This window comes from Streptococcus sp. HMSC071D03 (assembly GCF_001812125.1).
In the GTDB taxonomy this organism is placed as follows: domain Bacteria; phylum Bacillota; class Bacilli; order Lactobacillales; family Streptococcaceae; genus Streptococcus; species Streptococcus pseudopneumoniae_N.
In genome coordinates this window covers 30,464-46,223 of record NZ_KV807784.1, presented here as the reverse complement: position 1 = coordinate 46,223, position 15,760 = coordinate 30,464, and the positions used below count along the sequence as shown (strand labels likewise).

Below are 15,760 nucleotides of genomic sequence, written 5' to 3'. Positions count from 1 at the left end.
CTTTTGTCTTGTTCTTGTTTCAATTGACTATATATTGTAGCACTTTTTAAAAGAAAACAAAAAACATACAAAAAACTATCTTGTATGTTTTTCACTATACCTGTTTCAAAAAATAAAGAGCTAGCCGAATCTAACTCTTTTCCTATGCGGAGAGAGGGACTTGAACCCTCACGACCTAAAGCGGTCACAGGATCCTTAGTCCTGCGCGTCTGCCAATTCCGCCATCCCCGCGTCGATTACTTTACTAGTATATCAACTTTCATAATCTTTGTCAACACTTTTTTCAGATTTTTTTCAGTTTTTTTGAATACATTATTCTTTGATTTCAACGAGGTTTTCATCAAGGAGTTTCGCTCCTAATGTATTCTTAAAATGTCCAAGTGCAAACTGGTGGTTTTCAGGCCAAATGGATGCGACTGCTGACTTGACAACTTCTATCTGATACCCAAGATTATAGGCATCGATAGCCGTATGCAATACACAGATATCTGTAAGAACACCTGTTAAGATAACTGTATCCACGCGACGCTCTCTCAGACGGATATCCAAATCTGTGCCAGAAAAAGCCGAATAGTGACGTTTGTCCATCCAGAAAACACGACTATCCTGGGCCTGTTCCTGATAAAATTCAGCTAACTTACCATATAGATTACGCCCGCTAGTCCCAATCAGATTATGAGGGGGAAAAAGTTTACTTTCTGGATGAAAGACATCATTTTCCTCATGAGCATCAATGGTAAAGAAAATATAATCTCCACGGTCAAATGCTAATCTAGTTACCTGATTGATTTCTTCTGATATTGCTTGAGCAGGAGCTCCTGCTGTCAATTTTCCATGATCCGCTACAAAATCTTCTGTATAGTCAATAGAAATTAAAGCCTTAGCCATTAATAGTCCCTCTTTTTCACTTCTTCAAAAATATCTGGGATTAAAACTTTTAGATAAGTTCCCTTCATACCCAATGAACGACTTTCAATAATCCCTGCTGATTCGAGCTTCCGAAGAGCATTGACAATCACTGAACGAGTAATACCGATGCGATCTGCGATAACTGAAGCTGTCAATTGTCCTTCTTTGCCATCTAGTTCTGCTAAAATCGCAGAGACTGCACGCAATTCAGAATATGATAGTGTATTGACCGCCATAGTCACTGCTGTGCGACGGCGGATATTTTTCTCATCTTCTTCACGTTGGAAGTTCAAAAGCTGAATACCAACCACCGTGCTAGCAATCTCAACAAGGATCAAATCCTCATCTTCGAATTTCTTGTCATTTCGCCAAATAATCAAAGAACCCAATCGAATCCCAGAAACGTGGATTGGAGCAATAGTTGTTAAACCATCTGGGAAGTCTGAGCGACTTTCAGTTGGGAAAATAGTCAAATCATGTTCCACAGGGAGGTTGGCCTCCGTATCGTAGATCATATTTGCCCCTTGGATATAGTCCTCAGGGAAAATCTTTGTTTGGAAGAACTGCTCTACACGATCGGTGTTTGTTTTATAGCGCATAAAGTAGCCCAACAAACGCCCCTTGCTATTGACGATACAAGCATTGCAGTCGATGATATCGGCTAATTGACGTGTAATGGCATTATAGGGAAGTTCATCCTGTAGTTGCTCCTCCGAACGCTTTAAGATAGATGTGATTTTTCTCGTTTTTTCTAATAAATGTGCCATTTTTCACCTCGTATTTAATCGCTTCCATTATATCACAAAACTGTCTTTATTTCAATAATTATCTGAAAATTGCTTATTGCATTGCAATTCTCTTACATTTGCAATTTTTTATATTTTTTTCAATTTTCTTGTTGACAGATCCTCCATTTTTTGATAATATAATATTACAAGATAACAAATATATAAATCTATTTTCTCGTATGAAACTTTTCTTGACTCTCGGTCTCCTTATATATAAAAGCGATCCACCACAGTGAACCGCTTTTTTTATTATTTATCACCCTTGTTTCGAATCACAAAGCCTGTTTTCTTTTCGCTAGATGTTGTGCGAGGTTTTTTGTTGTCCTTACGGTAACGTTTTTCCTTATCAAAGCGGTCGTTTCTGCGACTGCCTTTTTTGAAATCATCCCGACGTTCACCACGACGATTGTCACGACGGCGTTCACGATCACGACGGTCATCTCCACGACGACCTCCCTTACCTTTCCCACCGAATCCATTACCTGATGGTTTAAACGGCAGTGGTTTTTCACGTGCAATCTCAACTTCTGGAAGACTATCTGGATCCTGAACTGTTAAGCTAAGAATGTACATAGCCAATTCTTCAGGACTGAATTCAGCTGCTAATTTACGGGCATCTTTGCTAAATTTCTCGAAGTTTCCACGAATAGCTTCATCAGCAAAATCACGTTCAATTTTCTTGAGAGCAACTTGTTTCTTAGCTTGGAAGGCTTCTTCTGCACTTGCCGGCTTGAGACCTTTCATACGTTTCTTAGTCAAGTTCTCAATGATTTGGAGATAACCCATCTCATTAGGTGAAACGAAGGTAATAGACTGACCTGACTTACCTGCACGACCTGTACGACCGATACGGTGAACATAACTCTCAGGGTCTTGTGGGATATCGTAGTTGTAGACATGGGTCACACCTGAGATATCTAAACCACGAGCCGCAACGTCAGTTGCTACGAGGACATCAAGGTTGCCATTTTTAAAATCACGAAGGACACGAAGGCGTTTGTTTTGGTCCAAATCTCCATGAATCCCTTCTGCACGGAAACCACGGATTTTAAGCCCACGAGTCAACTCATCCACACGACGTTTAGTACGACCGAAGACGATAGACAACTCAGGTTGATCAACATCCATGAGACGAGTCATGGTATCAAATTTTTCTTGTTCCTTAACTCGGATATAGTACTGGTCTACCAGTTCTGTTGTTAATTCTTTGGCAGCAATCTTCACATGCTCAGGTTCTTTCATGAACTGAACACCAATACGTTTGATAGCATCTGGCATAGTCGCTGAAAAGAGCAAGGTTTGACGATTTTCTGGAACACGAGAGATGATGGCTTCGATGTCTTCAAGAAAGCCCATGTTCAGCATTTCATCAGCTTCGTCTAAAATCAAGGTTTCAATATCATGCAATTTCAAGGCCTTGCGTTTAATCAGGTCAAGAAGTCGTCCTGGTGTTCCTACTACGATATGAGCCCCTGATTTAAGAGCCTTGATTTGTTTTTCAATGCTTGAACCACCATAGACTGAACGAACTTTTACACCCTTGCTTCTACCAAAGCGGAAAAGCTCTTCTTGGCTTTGAACAGCCAGTTCACGAGTTGGGGCAATGACCAAGGCTTGGATAGTTGCTTCTTCTGTACGAATTTTTTCAAGGGTTGGTAAGCCAAAGGCTGCTGTTTTCCCTGTACCAGTCTGTGCTTGACCGATAACATCTTTTCCTTCAAGAGCCAAAGGAATAGTTTGCTCTTGGATAGGACTTGCTTCTACAAATCCTGCTTTATCAACTTCTGCCAAAAGGTCAGCAGACAAGTTAAATTCATTAAATTTCACGTTATTCTTCTTTCTAAAGGTGGTGCGAAGCCACCCTATAGCGCTTAGTTTATACTTTTCTTTTCATGACGTATTTTCATATCTTCTATGAAAGATCGTGTTGCTTCTTTTCCACTAAAGAAAAGTACTGCTTTCTTTGCAACTTATCTAGTATAACACAAGAAATGGTTAAAAGATAGTCAGACCCTCTGATTAAATCATGTAAACGATTTTTTAGCTTAAGTATTCGTAATATCTTCAATTTGATTAATCAATAACATTCATAAATGACTTGCTCTCAAGGCGGAAGTCTCTTTAATTTTCCGTAGCAGATTTGTGAAATTATTTTTTTCTTGTGCTAGAATGAAATCAAACAGGAGGATTTAAAAATGTTAACATACGATTTAATTGTCATTGGATTTGGTAAGGCAGGTAAAACTCTTGCTGCCAAACTAGCTTCAGCTGGTAAAAAAGTTGCTCTTATCGAACGTAACAAGGCTATGTACGGTGGAACTTGTATCAACATCGGTTGTATTCCAACTAAAACCTTGTTAGTTGCTGCTGAGAAAGACTTGTCATTTGAAGAAGTCATGGCAACAAAAAATATGATTACCAGTCGCCTTAACGGTAAAAACTATGCTACAATCGCTGGTACTGGAGTTGATATCATTGATGCCGAAGCCCACTTTGTTTCCAACAAAGTCATCGAAATTCAAGCTGGTGACGAAAAACAAGAACTAACTGCTGAAACAATTGTCATCAACACTGGTGCTGTTTCAAACGTATTGCCTATCCCAGGTCTAGCAACTAGCAAAAATGTCTTTGATTCAACAGGTATCCAAAACTTGGAACAATTACCAGAAAAACTCGGAATTCTTGGTGGTGGAAACATTGGTCTTGAATTTGCTGGTCTTTACAATAAACTTGGCAGCAAGGTAACAGTCTTAGATGCAATGGACACTTTCTTACCTCGTGCAGAACCTTCCATCGCAGATCTTGCTAAACAATACATGGAAGAAGACGGCATCGAATTGCTTCAAAACATCCATACTACTGAAATCAAAAACGATGGTGACCAAGTTCTTGTTGTGACTGAAAATGAAACCTATCGTTTCGATGCCCTTCTCTATGCAACAGGACGTAAACCAAATGTTGAACCACTTCAACTTGAAAATACAGATATTGAACTTACTGAACGTGGCGCTATCAAGGTAGACAAACATTGTCAAACAAACGTTCCTGGTGTCTTTGCAGTTGGAGATGTCAACGGTGGACTTCAATTTACCTACATTTCACTAGATGACTTCCGTGTTGTATACAGCTACCTCGCTGGTGATGGCAACTACACACTTGAAGACCGTCTCAATGTGCCAAACACTATGTTCATCACACCTGCACTTTCACAAGTTGGTTTGACTGAAAGCCAAGCAGCTGATTTGAAACTTCCATACGCTGTCAAGGAAATCCCTGTTGCTGCTATGCCTCGTGGTCACGTGAATGGAGATCTTCGTGGAGCCTTCAAAGCTGTTGTCAACACTGAAACTAAAGAGATTCTCGGTGCAAGCATCTTCTCAGAAGGATCACAAGAAATCATCAATATTATTACTATTGCTATGGACAACAAAATCCCATACACTTACTTCACAAAACAAATCTTCACTCACCCAACCTTGGCTGAGAACTTGAATGACTTGTTTGCGATTTAGTTTTATCAAGCAGCCCTCCTTGGGCTGTTTTTTTTTCTAAAATCTCAAATCTGTCTTTTTCAGCTTTTATGATATAATAGAAATATGAAATTAAAAACTACTTTGGGCCTTCTTGCTGGACGTTCTTCTCACTTTATTTTAAGTCGTCTCGGACGTGGAAGTACGCTCCCTGGGAAACTGGCCCTTCAATTTGATAAAGATATTTTACAACATTTAGCGAAGAACTACGAGATTGTCGTGGTTACTGGTACCAATGGAAAAACCCTGACAACCGCCCTCACTGTCGGTATTTTAAACGAAGTCTATGGTCAAGTTTTGACCAATCCTAGTGGTGCCAATATGATTACAGGGATTACCACCACCTTCTTGACAGCAAAATCCTCTAAAACAGGTAAAAACATTGCAGTTTTAGAAATCGACGAGGCCAGTCTTTCCCGTATCTGTGACTACATCCAGCCAAGTCTCTTCGTCATCACCAATATCTTCCGTGACCAAATGGATCGTTTCGGTGAAATTTATACGACCTATAACATGATTTTGGATGCTATTCGGAAAGTTCCTACTGCTACTGTCCTGCTAAACGGTGATAGTCCGCTTTTCTACAAGCCTGCAATTTCAAATCCTGTTCAGTATTTTGGTTTTGATCTAGAAAAAGGTCCAGCGCAACTTGCTCACTACAATACTGAAGGTATCCTCTGCCCTGAATGTCATAGCATTCTTAAGTACGAGCTCAATACCTATGCCAACTTGGGTGCCTACATCTGTGAGAATTGTGGTTGTAAACGTCCTGAACTGGATTATCGTCTGACTGAACTGGTTGAGTTAACCAACAATCGCTCTCGTTTTGTTATCGATGGACAAGAATACGGTATTCAAATCGGTGGACTCTACAATATCTACAATGCTCTGGCTGCGGTTGCTATTGCCCGTTTCCTTGGAGCAGAGCCACAACTGATCAAACAAGGGTTTGACAAGAGCCGTGCTGTCTTTGGTCGCCAAGAAACCTTCCATATCGGTGACAAGGAATGCACACTGGTTCTTATTAAAAATCCTGTTGGTGCTACCCAGGCCATCGAAATGATCAAACTAGCTCCTTATCCATTTAGTCTATCTGTTCTCCTCAATGCCAACTATGCGGACGGAATTGATACCAGCTGGATTTGGGATGCTGACTTTGAGCAAATTACTGATATGGACATTCCTGAAATCAATGCGGGTGGAGTTCGTCATTCTGAAATTGCTCGTCGTCTACGTGTTACTGGCTATCCAGCTGACAAGATCACTGAAACAAGTAGCCTGGAACAAGTTCTCAAAACGATCGAAGCTCAAGAATGCAAGCATGCCTATATCCTTGCGACTTATACAGCTATGCTGGAGTTCCGAGAACTTCTTGCCAATCGTCAGATTGTTAGAAAGGAGATGAACTAATGGTTTTTACTTCACTTTCCTCAAAAGACGGCAACTATCCATACCAGCTGAATATCGCTCACCTCTATGGCAACCTCATGAACACCTACGGAGATAATGGGAATATCCTCATGCTCAAGTACGTCGCTGAAAAGCTTGGGGCTCATGTGACAGTTGACATCGTTTCACTTCATGATGATTTCGATGAAAATCACTACGATATTGCCTTTTTCGGTGGCGGTCAGGACTTTGAACAGAGCATCATTGCTGGTGATTTGCCAGATAAAAAAGAAAGCATTGACAACTTTATCCAAAATGATGGGGTCGTCCTAGCTATCTGTGGTGGCTTCCAGCTATTAGGCCAATACTATATTGAAGCTTCCGGAAGACGCATAGAAGGTCTAGGTGTCATGGGACATTACACACTCAACCAAACCAATAACCGCTTCATCGGTGACATTAAAATTCATAATGAAGAGTTTAATGAAACTTATTATGGTTTTGAAAATCACCAAGGCCGCACCTTCCTCTCAGATGACCAAAAACCGCTAGGTCAGGTTGTTTATGGAAATGGAAACAATGAAGAAAAGGTCGGTGAAGGTGTTCACTATAAAAATGTCTTTGGTTCCTACTTCCACGGACCTATCCTCTCCCGAAACGCCAATCTCGCTTATCGCTTAGTAACCCTTGCCCTCAAAAAGAAATACGGTCAGGATCTTGTCCTTCCAGCTTACGAAGATATTCTCAGCCAAGAAGTTGCTGAAGAATATGGCGATGTTAAGAGCAAAGCAGATTTTAACTAATATTTAGATTCCAACTTGCTTCGGCTGTTGGAATTTTTTTACCTTCATTTCCCCTTCTCTCTTGCATTTTCTGCTGTTTTTTGCCAAAATAGAGGGGTAGAAAGAAGGTAGCATATGTCTAAATTACAACAAATCTTAACTTATCTTGAATCAGAAAAGCTAGACGTCGCTGTCGTATCTGACCCCGTCACAATTAATTACCTCACTGGCTTTTACAGTGATCCACACGAACGTCAAATGTTCCTCTTTGTCCTTGGAAACCAAGAACCACTTCTCTTCGTTCCAGCTCTTGAAGTTGAGCGTGCAACTAGCACTGTCTCATTCCCAGTAGTTGGCTACGTGGACTCTGAAAACCCTTGGAAGAAAATCCAAAATGCTCTGCCACAGCTTGATTTCAAACGTGTAGCAGTTGAGTTTGACAATCTCATCTTGACTAAATACCACGGTTTGAAAACTGTCTTTGAAAGTGCTGAGTTTGAGAACTTGACTCCATTAATCCAACGTATGCGCTTGATCAAATCAGCAGACGAAGTGCAAAAGATGATGGTTGCAGGTGTTTACGCCGACAAGTCTGTTAAAGTTGGTTTTGACAATATCTCTCTTGATAATACGGAAACAGATATCATCGCGCAGATTGACTTTGCTATGAAACGTGAAGGCTATGAAATGAGCTTTGATACTATGGTTTTAACAGGTGATAACGCTGCAAATCCGCATGGTATCCCTGGAGCTAACAAGGTTGAAAACAATGCCCTTCTCCTCTTTGACCTCGGTGTGATGGTCAATGGTTATGCATCAGATATGACTCGTACAGTCGCTGTTGGTAAACCTGACCAGTTCAAGAAAGATATTTACAACTTGACTCTGGAAGCCCAACAAGCTGCCCTTGACTTTATCAAACCTGGTGTGACAGCTCATGAAGTAGACCGCGCAGCTCGTGAAGTGATTGAAAAAGCTGGCTACGGTGAGTACTTCAACCACCGTCTCGGTCATGGTATCGGTATGGATGTCCACGAATTCCCATCCATCATGGAAGGAAACGACATGGTTATCGAAGAAGGCATGTGCTTCTCAGTTGAGCCTGGTATCTACATCCCTGGTAAAGTCGGTGTCCGCATCGAAGACTGTGGTGTTGTTACCAAAGATGGCTTCGACCTCTTTACAAGTACCAGCAAAGATTTACTTTATTTTGATTAAAAAGTATATTACAAAAAATAAGATGGAAAAGCTTAACTTTCCATCTTATTTTTTGATCTGATAATAAATTTTATCAGCTTTATAACCTTTTCGTCTCACACCATCTGGAATCGTCTTCCAAAAAGTCATACCCGCCTTTTCCATAACTCGACCAGAGGCAGGATTTAAACTTGCATAGCAGGCATTAACCTCTTTAAATTCAATCTCATCCAGACAGTATGATAAAACTGCCTTCAAGGCTTCTGTCATGAGTCCTCGTTCCCAGTAGTCCATTCCTAAGATATATCCGATCTCACAGCTAGAGTTTTCTTCATCCACACTGACCAGACTAATATCTCCAATGACAAAATTTGGATTTTCTTTGAGACAAATGGCCCATTTGTAATAGTTAGGATTGTCATAGGATGCTACCCAATTGCCAATAGAGTTTCGAGTCTGTTCGACATTCAGGTGCGGATCCCAAGTAACATAGGTTAGATTATCTAGACGAGAAGCCCAATTCTCAAACATAGCTCGGGCATCACCTTCCACAAATCTCCTCAAAATCAAACGTTCTGTCTCTATATTTTGTGTACCTAGTGCTTTCATAATCGTAACTCGCTTTCTATTTTATGGATGGGCTCAAACTTACATTGACCTATCTCAGTCTCCTATTGCAAGTTATAAAGTGAAAAAGGTCCTCCGGACTTTCCTCGTTCTCCTGTTTCTAGACTCGGGGTAAAAACCTCCCCCGGAGGTTATTCTTGCTTTCTAATTTCTAGGCAAGAAGGTAAAAAGGTCCCCCGGACCTTTTTACTCCCAAAACGTATCAAAGACAGTGATTGGTAGGTGGCGTTTGTGTTGGCCTTTGTACCACCATTTTTCAATGGTTGCTTGGGCTTCTGGGCTGACTTGTTTACCTTCGAGGTAGTCATCAATCTCTGCGTAGGTTACACCGAGTGCAACTTCATCTGCCAATCCTGGTTTCTCTTCTTCTAGATCGGCAATCGGTACTTTTTCATAGAGAGCAGGATCAGCTCCGAGCTCCTTCAATAGTTGTTTTCCTTGACGTTTGTTGAGGCGATAGAGAGGAAGAATATCTGCACCGCCGTCACCGAACTTGGTAAAGAAACCTGTAACATTTTCTGCAGCATGGTCAGTCCCGATAACTGCTCCGCTATGAGCACCTGCTAGGGCATACTGAGCAATCATACGACTACGAGCCTTGATATTCCCTTTATTAAAGTCTGTCATAGAACTACCAGTAGCCTCTACTGCCACTGCCATAGAATCAACAGATTCTTTAATGTTCACTACTAAACTGACATCTGGCTGAATAAAAGCTAGTGCTTTTTGCGCGTCATCCTCATCTGCTTGAATTCCATAAGGTAGTCGAACTGCGATAAATTTGTAGCTGTCATCTCCAGTTTCTGCTCGCATTTCTTCCACGGCAAGTTGGGCAAGGCGACCAGCTAAGGTCGAGTCTTGTCCACCTGAAATGCCCAATACAAAACTTTTAAGGAAGGGATGCTTTTTCAGATATCGCTTTAAAAAATCAACAGAACGACGAATTTCTTCCTGTGGATCAATCACAGGTTTTACTCCTAATTGTTGAATAATACTTTCTTGTAAGGTCATTCTTCTTCTCCTTCACCTAGAGCTTCCTTACGCATCTTATCAATCAAGTCCATCTTATCTTGCCATACATCACGAGCCAAGTCTACAGGGTAATGTTGTGGGTTCAGGACACGTTTGTATTCATCCCAAAGTTTATCAAATTCCTTACGAGCATAGGCTTGGATTTCAGGCAGACTTGGTAAATCATAGACCAGCTTACCGTCCTTGAAAATGTCTACCAAGAGAGGAACGGCATCAAAATTGCGGACAGTTTTCTTGATGTAAGTATAGGTCGGATGGAACATCTTAATCTCCGTCATACTAGTAACATCTACACCATCGTAGGTAATGTAATCACCTTCTGATTTGCCTTTTTCACGACTGGTGATGCGCCAAACTTGTTTCTTACCTGGTGTTGAAACCTTCTCTGCATTGTTTGAAAGTTTAATGGTATTGCGCATATGACCATTCTCATCCTCAATGGCAACAACCTTATATACTGCCCCAAGTGCTGGTTGGTCATAAGCAGTAATGAGCTTAGTTCCTACACCCCAGACGTCAATCTTAGCTTTTTGCATTTTGAGGTTAAGGATAGTATTTTCATCAAGATCATTGGATGCATAAATCTTAGCATCCGTAAATCCAGCCTCATCCAGTTGTTGACGAACTTTTTTAGAAATATAGGCGATATCTCCAGAGTCAATACGAACACCAAGGAAATTAATCTTGTCACCAAGTTCACGCGCAACCTGAATTGCTGCTGGAACACCGATCCGAAGAGTATCGTAGGTATCCACTAGGAAGACACAGTTTTTGTGAGTTGAGGCATAAGCCTTGAAAGCCTGATAGTCATTCCCATAGACTTGAACTAAGGCATGAGCATGAGTCCCTAAAACTGGAATTCCAAAGAGCTTACCTGCACGCACATTACTAGTTCCATTGGCTCCACCAATGACAGCGGCACGAGTTCCCCAGATAGCTGCATCCATCTCTTGCGCACGACGTGTACCGAACTCCATCAAAGGCTCATCTTCAATGACTGAACGAATACGAGCAGCCTTGGTCGCAATCAAGGTTTGAAAGTTGACGATATTTAAAAGTGCTGTTTCAACCAACTGACACTGAGCCAAAGGTCCTTCCACTTGAACGATCGGTTCATTAGCAAATACTAAGTCCCCTTCTTGAGCAGAACGCACAGTCAATTCCAACTTGAGATTACGGAGATATTCCAAGAAGGCACCATGATAACCAAGTGACTCCAAATAAGCTATATCGCTATCAGAAAAGCGTAGGTTTTCTAAATAGTTCACAATTCGTTCCAAACCTGCAAAAACAGCATAACCATTTTTAAACGGTTGTTGGCGGAAATAAACTTCAAAAACTGCTTTCTTATTATGAATTCCTTGGTCGAAGTAAACCTGCATCATGTTAATTTGATACAAATCCGTGTGCAATGTTAAACTGTCATCTGGGTACATATACTGTCCTTCTTCCTTATTTGTAAAAAGAAGAAAATATTTCTTCTTTTCTCATAAATTAGTACTATTATAACACATTTTATCGATATTGATAAAAAGCTAACAAGCTATTCCATACTATCAAGTTCATCCATATCCTGCTCAAACTTTTTCTGAGCCCATTCACCATAACTTTTTAAGCCTAAGTTTCCAATAAAGACCCAAGGAAGATAAAGGAGATATGTAATGACCCAAGCAGACAGGTATTTAACGTTCAAAGGATTGTGCTGATAAATTTCTATGTTGAATTGATAATTCTGTAACATTAAAAGAGCCGTAATAGCCAAGGTCAGGAAAAAACAACCCAAAATCGTAAAATGAAAACGACTATAGTAGTTCACACCCAAATCTCGAGCACGGCCGAAAAAGTAAGAAGTTCCAATAATGATAGTGATGAGAATCATTCTCGGATTAAAAAGACTTGGTGCTAATACTGCAATCATATAAGATAAAAGCAAGAAAGCTATAGAGATATAGAAACTTTCAGCCCCCGCTTTATTCATCAGTTGTTCTTCTCTTTCGTCTAATAATTGATAATAAAAAAATCTATTTTTCATCTTCTTCCTCCCAAAATAATTGATCTAGAGTTTTCCCTAAGCATCTGCAAATGGACTGGCAAAGGGAGAGGCTAGGATTGTACTTTCCTGCTTCTATCAAACCAATAGTTTGTCTCGTAACGCCCACAGCTTCTGCCAAATCACCTTGTGTCATGTCAAGCTCCACTCGAGCTAGTTTTAATTTTAAATTCTTAGCCACTTCTTACCTCCTGCTTAATTTAAAAACATGCGCTTCTTTTTTCAACTTTATTATATCATATATTTTACATTATGCAATATATATATTACATATCGTGCGATTTTTTTAACAAAAATTCCCTACCACCTAAATGATAGAGACTTTTCTGTTTATTCAAATTTTTGTAAAATATCTACGACATCGCTTCTTTTCTTGATTTGGTAGGCTTTGATGCCTAAACTTTCTGCCATCTTGGTATTATCTTTTACATCATCCAGAAAAATACAATTTACTGGATCCAACTGATATTTATGGAGGATTTCTTCAAACATTTTTGGATCTGGTTTGATGGCCTTGATATCGCAAGAAAGAACGAATCCATCTAAGATTTCATTTAAAGGAGAGAGTTGTTCCTCTAATAATTCATAAAAAACTGGTGATGTATTTGACAAAACAAAAATACGATGGCCTTTTTCCTTTAAACGTACCAGGAGAGGAAAGACTTCCGTGTAAATTTCAATGTAAAAAGGCCAATTCCAGACTACTTCTTGAACCTTTTCTTGATAAATGCTTCCAATCATGGAAACCACTTTCAAGACCAACTCTTCTCTGGTCAGGGTTCCGAGATCTAATCTTTCCCAAAGACCTGATTGAAAGATCGCCTTGTCCAATATCATATAATCCTTCTCTGTTTTTACCACACTTCGTAAAATCTTATCCTTATTCCATTCTAATAAAACATTTCCCATGTCTAGTATAATATCCATTAAGCCAACCCCATTATGATGTGTCGATTTCTTCGATCATTCATTTTCTGTTTACAAATCTTTTTGATAATAGTGCCTTTGTCCAGTGTAGGGATAATCTTTTAAGGTAAAGACTTCCTTGTAGCCCTGCTTTTGATAAAAGGCTGGCGCTTGAAACTGATAGGTATTCACAAAAGCAAAGCGACAGTTTCTATTCTTAGCTTCACTCTCTGCTTGCTGCAATAGTTGGGAGCCGATTCCTTGTCCTCGCAAGTCCTCTTTCACAAATAAATACTCGATTTCTAGCCAATTTCCAAAGGTCTCTGCTACTAGGCCAGCCATTAGTTCCCCCTTATCATCTTCGACGTAAAGGTTAAGTGGCTCACTTTCAGCTGCTTCTCTCTTAGAACGATTATAGGAGCGAATCAAATCCCCTATTTCCTGTGCTTTCTGAGACTCTGTATTATCCAATCTAATGTGCATCAAAACCTCCTCAAAGACACTTACGCCTTGATTATATTCCTATTTTGAAGAACTGTCAAACTAAAAAAACTCACCAACCTAAGTTGATGAGAATAAAACTTATTTTCTAAATTTCCATTGGCTATAAATACCAAATGCGACAATCCAGATAGCTGAACCGATTGCTCCTACAAATGTAGAGTCTTGTAAAAAGAGTGTTCCAAATACAAAGATAAAGAAGAGCATGGTCAGAGGATTTAGCAAGCGGTATTGAGGCATGAGATAGCCATTTGCCATAAAGTCTTTAGACTTGCGATACTTGAGATGGGCTACCATGATCAAGATGTAGATGGCGATATAAACACCTGATGAAGAAGCTGTAATCAAAGCAAAGGCATCTGATACTCCAGGAAGTACATTGATGAAGGCTGCAAAACCAATCAATACAGCAGAAGCAATGATTGCATTCTGAGGAACATTGTGACGTGAGAGCGTGTCTGCCTTAATAGCTTTCAAGAAACGATTTGGTGAATCATGGGCAATTTGGTACAAGTGACGGCCTGTTGAGTAAAGGGTTGAATTCAAGGCTGACGCTGCTGAAGTCAAAACTACAAAGTTAATTAAAGCTGCCGCCCACTTAAGACCAACAAGTTCAAACACTGTCACAAATGGTGAATCTGCTGCAGAAAGCTCACGCCAAGGAATAATAGACATGATGGCTAAGAGAGCTCCACCGTAGAAAAAGATAATTCGCAAAGGAATTTCCTTAACAGCCTTAGGCAATACTTTTCGAGGATCCTTGGTTTCAGATGTTGTAACACCGATAAACTCAATCATCAAGTAGGCAAAGAAAACCATTTGGAAGGCCATGACAAAGTTCATACCTCCATTTGGGAAAAGGGAGAAATGATCACTGATATTAGCAAGACTTGCTGAACCATAAGGCGTTTCAAAGCCAGTCAAAACTAGAAAAACACCTGTTGCAATCATGGCAAGAATGGCCACAATTTTAATCATAGCAAACCAAAATTCCACCTCACCAAAGATTTTAACAGCAATCAAGTTCACCAAGCCGAGTATTGTCAGAAATACAACCTGAATCAACCAAGAGGGCCAAGATGGAAACCAAAACTGAACATAGTGAGCAATAGCTGTAATCTCAGCCATACCAATAAAGACTACTGAGAGCCAGTAAGACCAGACTGAGAAGTAACCCCATCCCTGACCAAGATAACGCGTAATAAAGTTGATAAAGGTGTGTTGCTCCGGATCTTGGTACAACATTTCCCCGATAGCACGCATCATGAGGTACATGAAACCACCTGTAATCATATAGACCAAGACGATTGACGGACCTGTCAAACTAATTGAACGGCCAGCTCCTAGAAACAGTCCTGTTCCAATTGTTCCTGCAATGGCCATAACCTGAACATGGCGATTGGTTAACCCACGTTCCATTTTATTCTTCTTTTTGTGCTTATTTTCTGAATTCATATAGTCTCCTCTAGTTTTTAGAATTAAGAAAAGGAGTGATGGGAAGCGCTTTCCCTATATCTACTCCTTCTTTTCATTCCTATTAAACTGTTTTTTCTACTTTTAAGATTTTAACATCATAGCTTCCTACAGGTGTTTCAATCGTAGCAGTATCACCTGTTTTCTTACCAATCAAGGCTTGCCCAATTGGGCTTTCATTTGATACTTTACCTGCAAAGGCATCTGCACCCGCTGATCCCACGATGATATATACTTCTTCGTCGTCTTCACCAATTTCTTGGATGGTTACTGTTTTCCCGATAGCAACTTCATCTTGAGCAACTGCATCACTGTTAACAATCTCAGCATAACGGATTTTTGTTTCCAAGCTTGAGATTTGTCCTTCAACAAAAGCCTGCTCGTCTTTCGCTGCTTCGTATTCACTGTTTTCTGACAAGTCACCATATGAACGAGCAATCTTGATGCGTTCAACAACTTCTGGACGACGAACTAGTTTCAACTCCTCTAATTCTTTTTCGAGTTTTTCCTTCTCCTCAAGGGTCATAGGGTATGTTTTTTCTGCCATTTTTCTCAACTTTCTTTTAATTAAATTTA

At 40.1% G+C, this 15,760-nt stretch carries 16 protein-coding genes and 1 tRNA gene; 4 read left to right on the top strand and 13 right to left on the bottom strand.

All coding sequences use genetic code 11. From position 1 onward, the window contains the following. Positions 1-145 precede the first annotated feature (145 nt). From HMPREF2837_RS08015 to HMPREF2837_RS08000, 4 genes are all read right to left on the bottom strand, one after another. A tRNA-Leu gene (locus HMPREF2837_RS08015) sits at positions 146-231 on the bottom strand. 81 nt (positions 232-312) lie between these two features. Beyond that, positions 313-888 (bottom strand): cysteine hydrolase family protein, encoded by a 576-nt coding sequence (locus tag HMPREF2837_RS08010; protein WP_049548419.1) that lies wholly within the window; start codon positions 886-888, stop codon positions 313-315. Further along, on the bottom strand, positions 888-1,676 hold the full coding sequence (gene codY / locus HMPREF2837_RS08005) for a GTP-sensing pleiotropic transcriptional regulator CodY (RefSeq protein WP_049548420.1): 789 nt from the start codon (positions 1,674-1,676) through the stop codon (positions 888-890). Before codY ends, HMPREF2837_RS08010 begins: the two co-directional genes overlap by 1 nt. A 270-nt stretch (positions 1,677-1,946) precedes the next feature. Continuing rightward, positions 1,947-3,524, bottom strand: coding sequence for a degradosome RNA helicase CshA (locus HMPREF2837_RS08000; protein ID WP_049548421.1), 1,578 nt, complete (start codon positions 3,522-3,524; stop codon positions 1,947-1,949). Between the two features lie 368 nt (positions 3,525-3,892). On the opposite strand from HMPREF2837_RS08000, the gene HMPREF2837_RS07995 reads away from it, so the two are divergent. The 4 genes from HMPREF2837_RS07995 to HMPREF2837_RS07980 all read left to right on the top strand — a co-directional run bounded on the left by HMPREF2837_RS07995 (position 3,893) and on the right by HMPREF2837_RS07980 (position 8,616). Then, positions 3,893-5,209, top strand: coding sequence for an FAD-containing oxidoreductase (locus tag HMPREF2837_RS07995; RefSeq protein ID WP_049548422.1), 1,317 nt, complete (start codon positions 3,893-3,895; stop codon positions 5,207-5,209). A gap of 84 nt (positions 5,210-5,293) precedes the next feature. Continuing rightward, positions 5,294-6,637 carry a lipid II isoglutaminyl synthase subunit MurT gene (gene murT / locus HMPREF2837_RS07990; RefSeq protein ID WP_049548423.1) on the top strand — a complete coding sequence of 448 codons (1,344 nt, stop codon included), beginning with the start codon at positions 5,294-5,296 and terminating at the stop codon, positions 6,635-6,637. Further along, on the top strand, positions 6,637-7,419 hold the full coding sequence (gene gatD, locus HMPREF2837_RS07985; protein ID WP_049548424.1) for a lipid II isoglutaminyl synthase subunit GatD: 783 nt from the start codon (positions 6,637-6,639) through the stop codon (positions 7,417-7,419). The genes murT and gatD overlap by 1 nt, the downstream gene beginning before the upstream one ends. Before the next feature lie 114 nt (positions 7,420-7,533). Continuing rightward, a complete protein-coding gene (locus HMPREF2837_RS07980) occupies positions 7,534-8,616 on the top strand; it encodes a M24 family metallopeptidase (protein ID WP_075230825.1) in 1,083 nt (360 codons plus the stop codon). A gap of 45 nt (positions 8,617-8,661) precedes the next feature. On the opposite strand, the gene HMPREF2837_RS07975 is transcribed toward HMPREF2837_RS07980, so the two are convergent. The 9 genes from HMPREF2837_RS07975 to greA form a co-directional block, all read right to left on the bottom strand. After that, complete coding sequence (locus tag HMPREF2837_RS07975) at positions 8,662-9,204, bottom strand: GNAT family N-acetyltransferase (RefSeq protein WP_049548426.1); 543 nt, start codon at positions 9,202-9,204, stop codon at positions 8,662-8,664. A gap of 204 nt (positions 9,205-9,408) precedes the next feature. Beyond that, the gene (nadE, locus tag HMPREF2837_RS07970; protein ID WP_049548427.1) at positions 9,409-10,233 is read right to left on the bottom strand and encodes an ammonia-dependent NAD(+) synthetase; all 825 of its coding nucleotides are present in this window, start codon (positions 10,231-10,233) and stop codon (positions 9,409-9,411) included. Beyond that, positions 10,230-11,690 (bottom strand): nicotinate phosphoribosyltransferase, encoded by a 1,461-nt coding sequence (locus HMPREF2837_RS07965; protein WP_049548428.1) that lies wholly within the window; start codon positions 11,688-11,690, stop codon positions 10,230-10,232. Before HMPREF2837_RS07965 ends, nadE begins: the two co-directional genes overlap by 4 nt. 107 nt (positions 11,691-11,797) lie before the next feature. Then, positions 11,798-12,286, bottom strand: a complete 489-nt coding sequence (locus HMPREF2837_RS07960) for a DUF6773 family protein (RefSeq protein ID WP_075230824.1) — start codon at positions 12,284-12,286, stop codon at positions 11,798-11,800. Next, the gene (locus HMPREF2837_RS07955) at positions 12,276-12,485 is read right to left on the bottom strand and encodes a helix-turn-helix transcriptional regulator (RefSeq protein WP_001107501.1); all 210 of its coding nucleotides are present in this window, start codon (positions 12,483-12,485) and stop codon (positions 12,276-12,278) included. The genes HMPREF2837_RS07960 and HMPREF2837_RS07955 overlap by 11 nt, the downstream gene beginning before the upstream one ends. 149 nt (positions 12,486-12,634) lie before the next feature. Continuing rightward, positions 12,635-13,231 carry an HAD family hydrolase gene (locus tag HMPREF2837_RS07950; RefSeq protein ID WP_075230823.1) on the bottom strand — a complete coding sequence of 199 codons (597 nt, stop codon included), beginning with the start codon at positions 13,229-13,231 and terminating at the stop codon, positions 12,635-12,637. Between the two features lie 51 nt (positions 13,232-13,282). Continuing rightward, complete coding sequence (locus tag HMPREF2837_RS07945) at positions 13,283-13,693, bottom strand: GNAT family N-acetyltransferase (RefSeq protein WP_075230822.1); 411 nt, start codon at positions 13,691-13,693, stop codon at positions 13,283-13,285. A gap of 99 nt (positions 13,694-13,792) precedes the next feature. Beyond that, the gene (locus HMPREF2837_RS07940; RefSeq protein ID WP_075230821.1) at positions 13,793-15,166 is read right to left on the bottom strand and encodes an amino acid permease; all 1,374 of its coding nucleotides are present in this window, start codon (positions 15,164-15,166) and stop codon (positions 13,793-13,795) included. An 82-nt stretch (positions 15,167-15,248) separates the two neighbouring features. Continuing rightward, positions 15,249-15,731, bottom strand: coding sequence for a transcription elongation factor GreA (greA, locus tag HMPREF2837_RS07935; RefSeq protein WP_000818756.1), 483 nt, complete (start codon positions 15,729-15,731; stop codon positions 15,249-15,251). Between the last annotated feature and the right edge of the window lie 29 nt (positions 15,732-15,760).

What these genes read in the sequence shown, in the direction of transcription:
- HMPREF2837_RS07950 (WP_075230823.1), bottom strand. Translation starts at nt 13,231, where the DNA reads ATGGATATTATACTAGACATGGGAAATGTTTTATTAGAATGGAATAAG.
- HMPREF2837_RS07965 (WP_049548428.1), bottom strand. Translation starts at nt 11,690, where the DNA reads ATGTACCCAGATGACAGTTTAACATTGCACACGGATTTGTATCAAATT.
- greA (WP_000818756.1), bottom strand. Translation starts at nt 15,731, where the DNA reads ATGGCAGAAAAAACATACCCTATGACCCTTGAGGAGAAGGAAAAACTC.
- codY (WP_049548420.1), bottom strand. Translation starts at nt 1,676, where the DNA reads ATGGCACATTTATTAGAAAAAACGAGAAAAATCACATCTATCTTAAAG.
- HMPREF2837_RS07980 (WP_075230825.1), top strand. Translation starts at nt 7,534, where the DNA reads ATGTCTAAATTACAACAAATCTTAACTTATCTTGAATCAGAAAAGCTA.
- HMPREF2837_RS07995 (WP_049548422.1), top strand. Translation starts at nt 3,893, where the DNA reads ATGTTAACATACGATTTAATTGTCATTGGATTTGGTAAGGCAGGTAAA.
- nadE (WP_049548427.1), bottom strand. Translation starts at nt 10,233, where the DNA reads ATGACCTTACAAGAAAGTATTATTCAACAATTAGGAGTAAAACCTGTG.
- HMPREF2837_RS08010 (WP_049548419.1), bottom strand. Translation starts at nt 888, where the DNA reads ATGGCTAAGGCTTTAATTTCTATTGACTATACAGAAGATTTTGTAGCG.
- gatD (WP_049548424.1), top strand. Translation starts at nt 6,637, where the DNA reads ATGGTTTTTACTTCACTTTCCTCAAAAGACGGCAACTATCCATACCAG.
- murT (WP_049548423.1), top strand. Translation starts at nt 5,294, where the DNA reads ATGAAATTAAAAACTACTTTGGGCCTTCTTGCTGGACGTTCTTCTCAC.
- HMPREF2837_RS07975 (WP_049548426.1), bottom strand. Translation starts at nt 9,204, where the DNA reads ATGAAAGCACTAGGTACACAAAATATAGAGACAGAACGTTTGATTTTG.
- HMPREF2837_RS07940 (WP_075230821.1), bottom strand. Translation starts at nt 15,166, where the DNA reads ATGAATTCAGAAAATAAGCACAAAAAGAAGAATAAAATGGAACGTGGG.
- HMPREF2837_RS07945 (WP_075230822.1), bottom strand. Translation starts at nt 13,693, where the DNA reads ATGCACATTAGATTGGATAATACAGAGTCTCAGAAAGCACAGGAAATA.
- HMPREF2837_RS07960 (WP_075230824.1), bottom strand. Translation starts at nt 12,286, where the DNA reads ATGAAAAATAGATTTTTTTATTATCAATTATTAGACGAAAGAGAAGAA.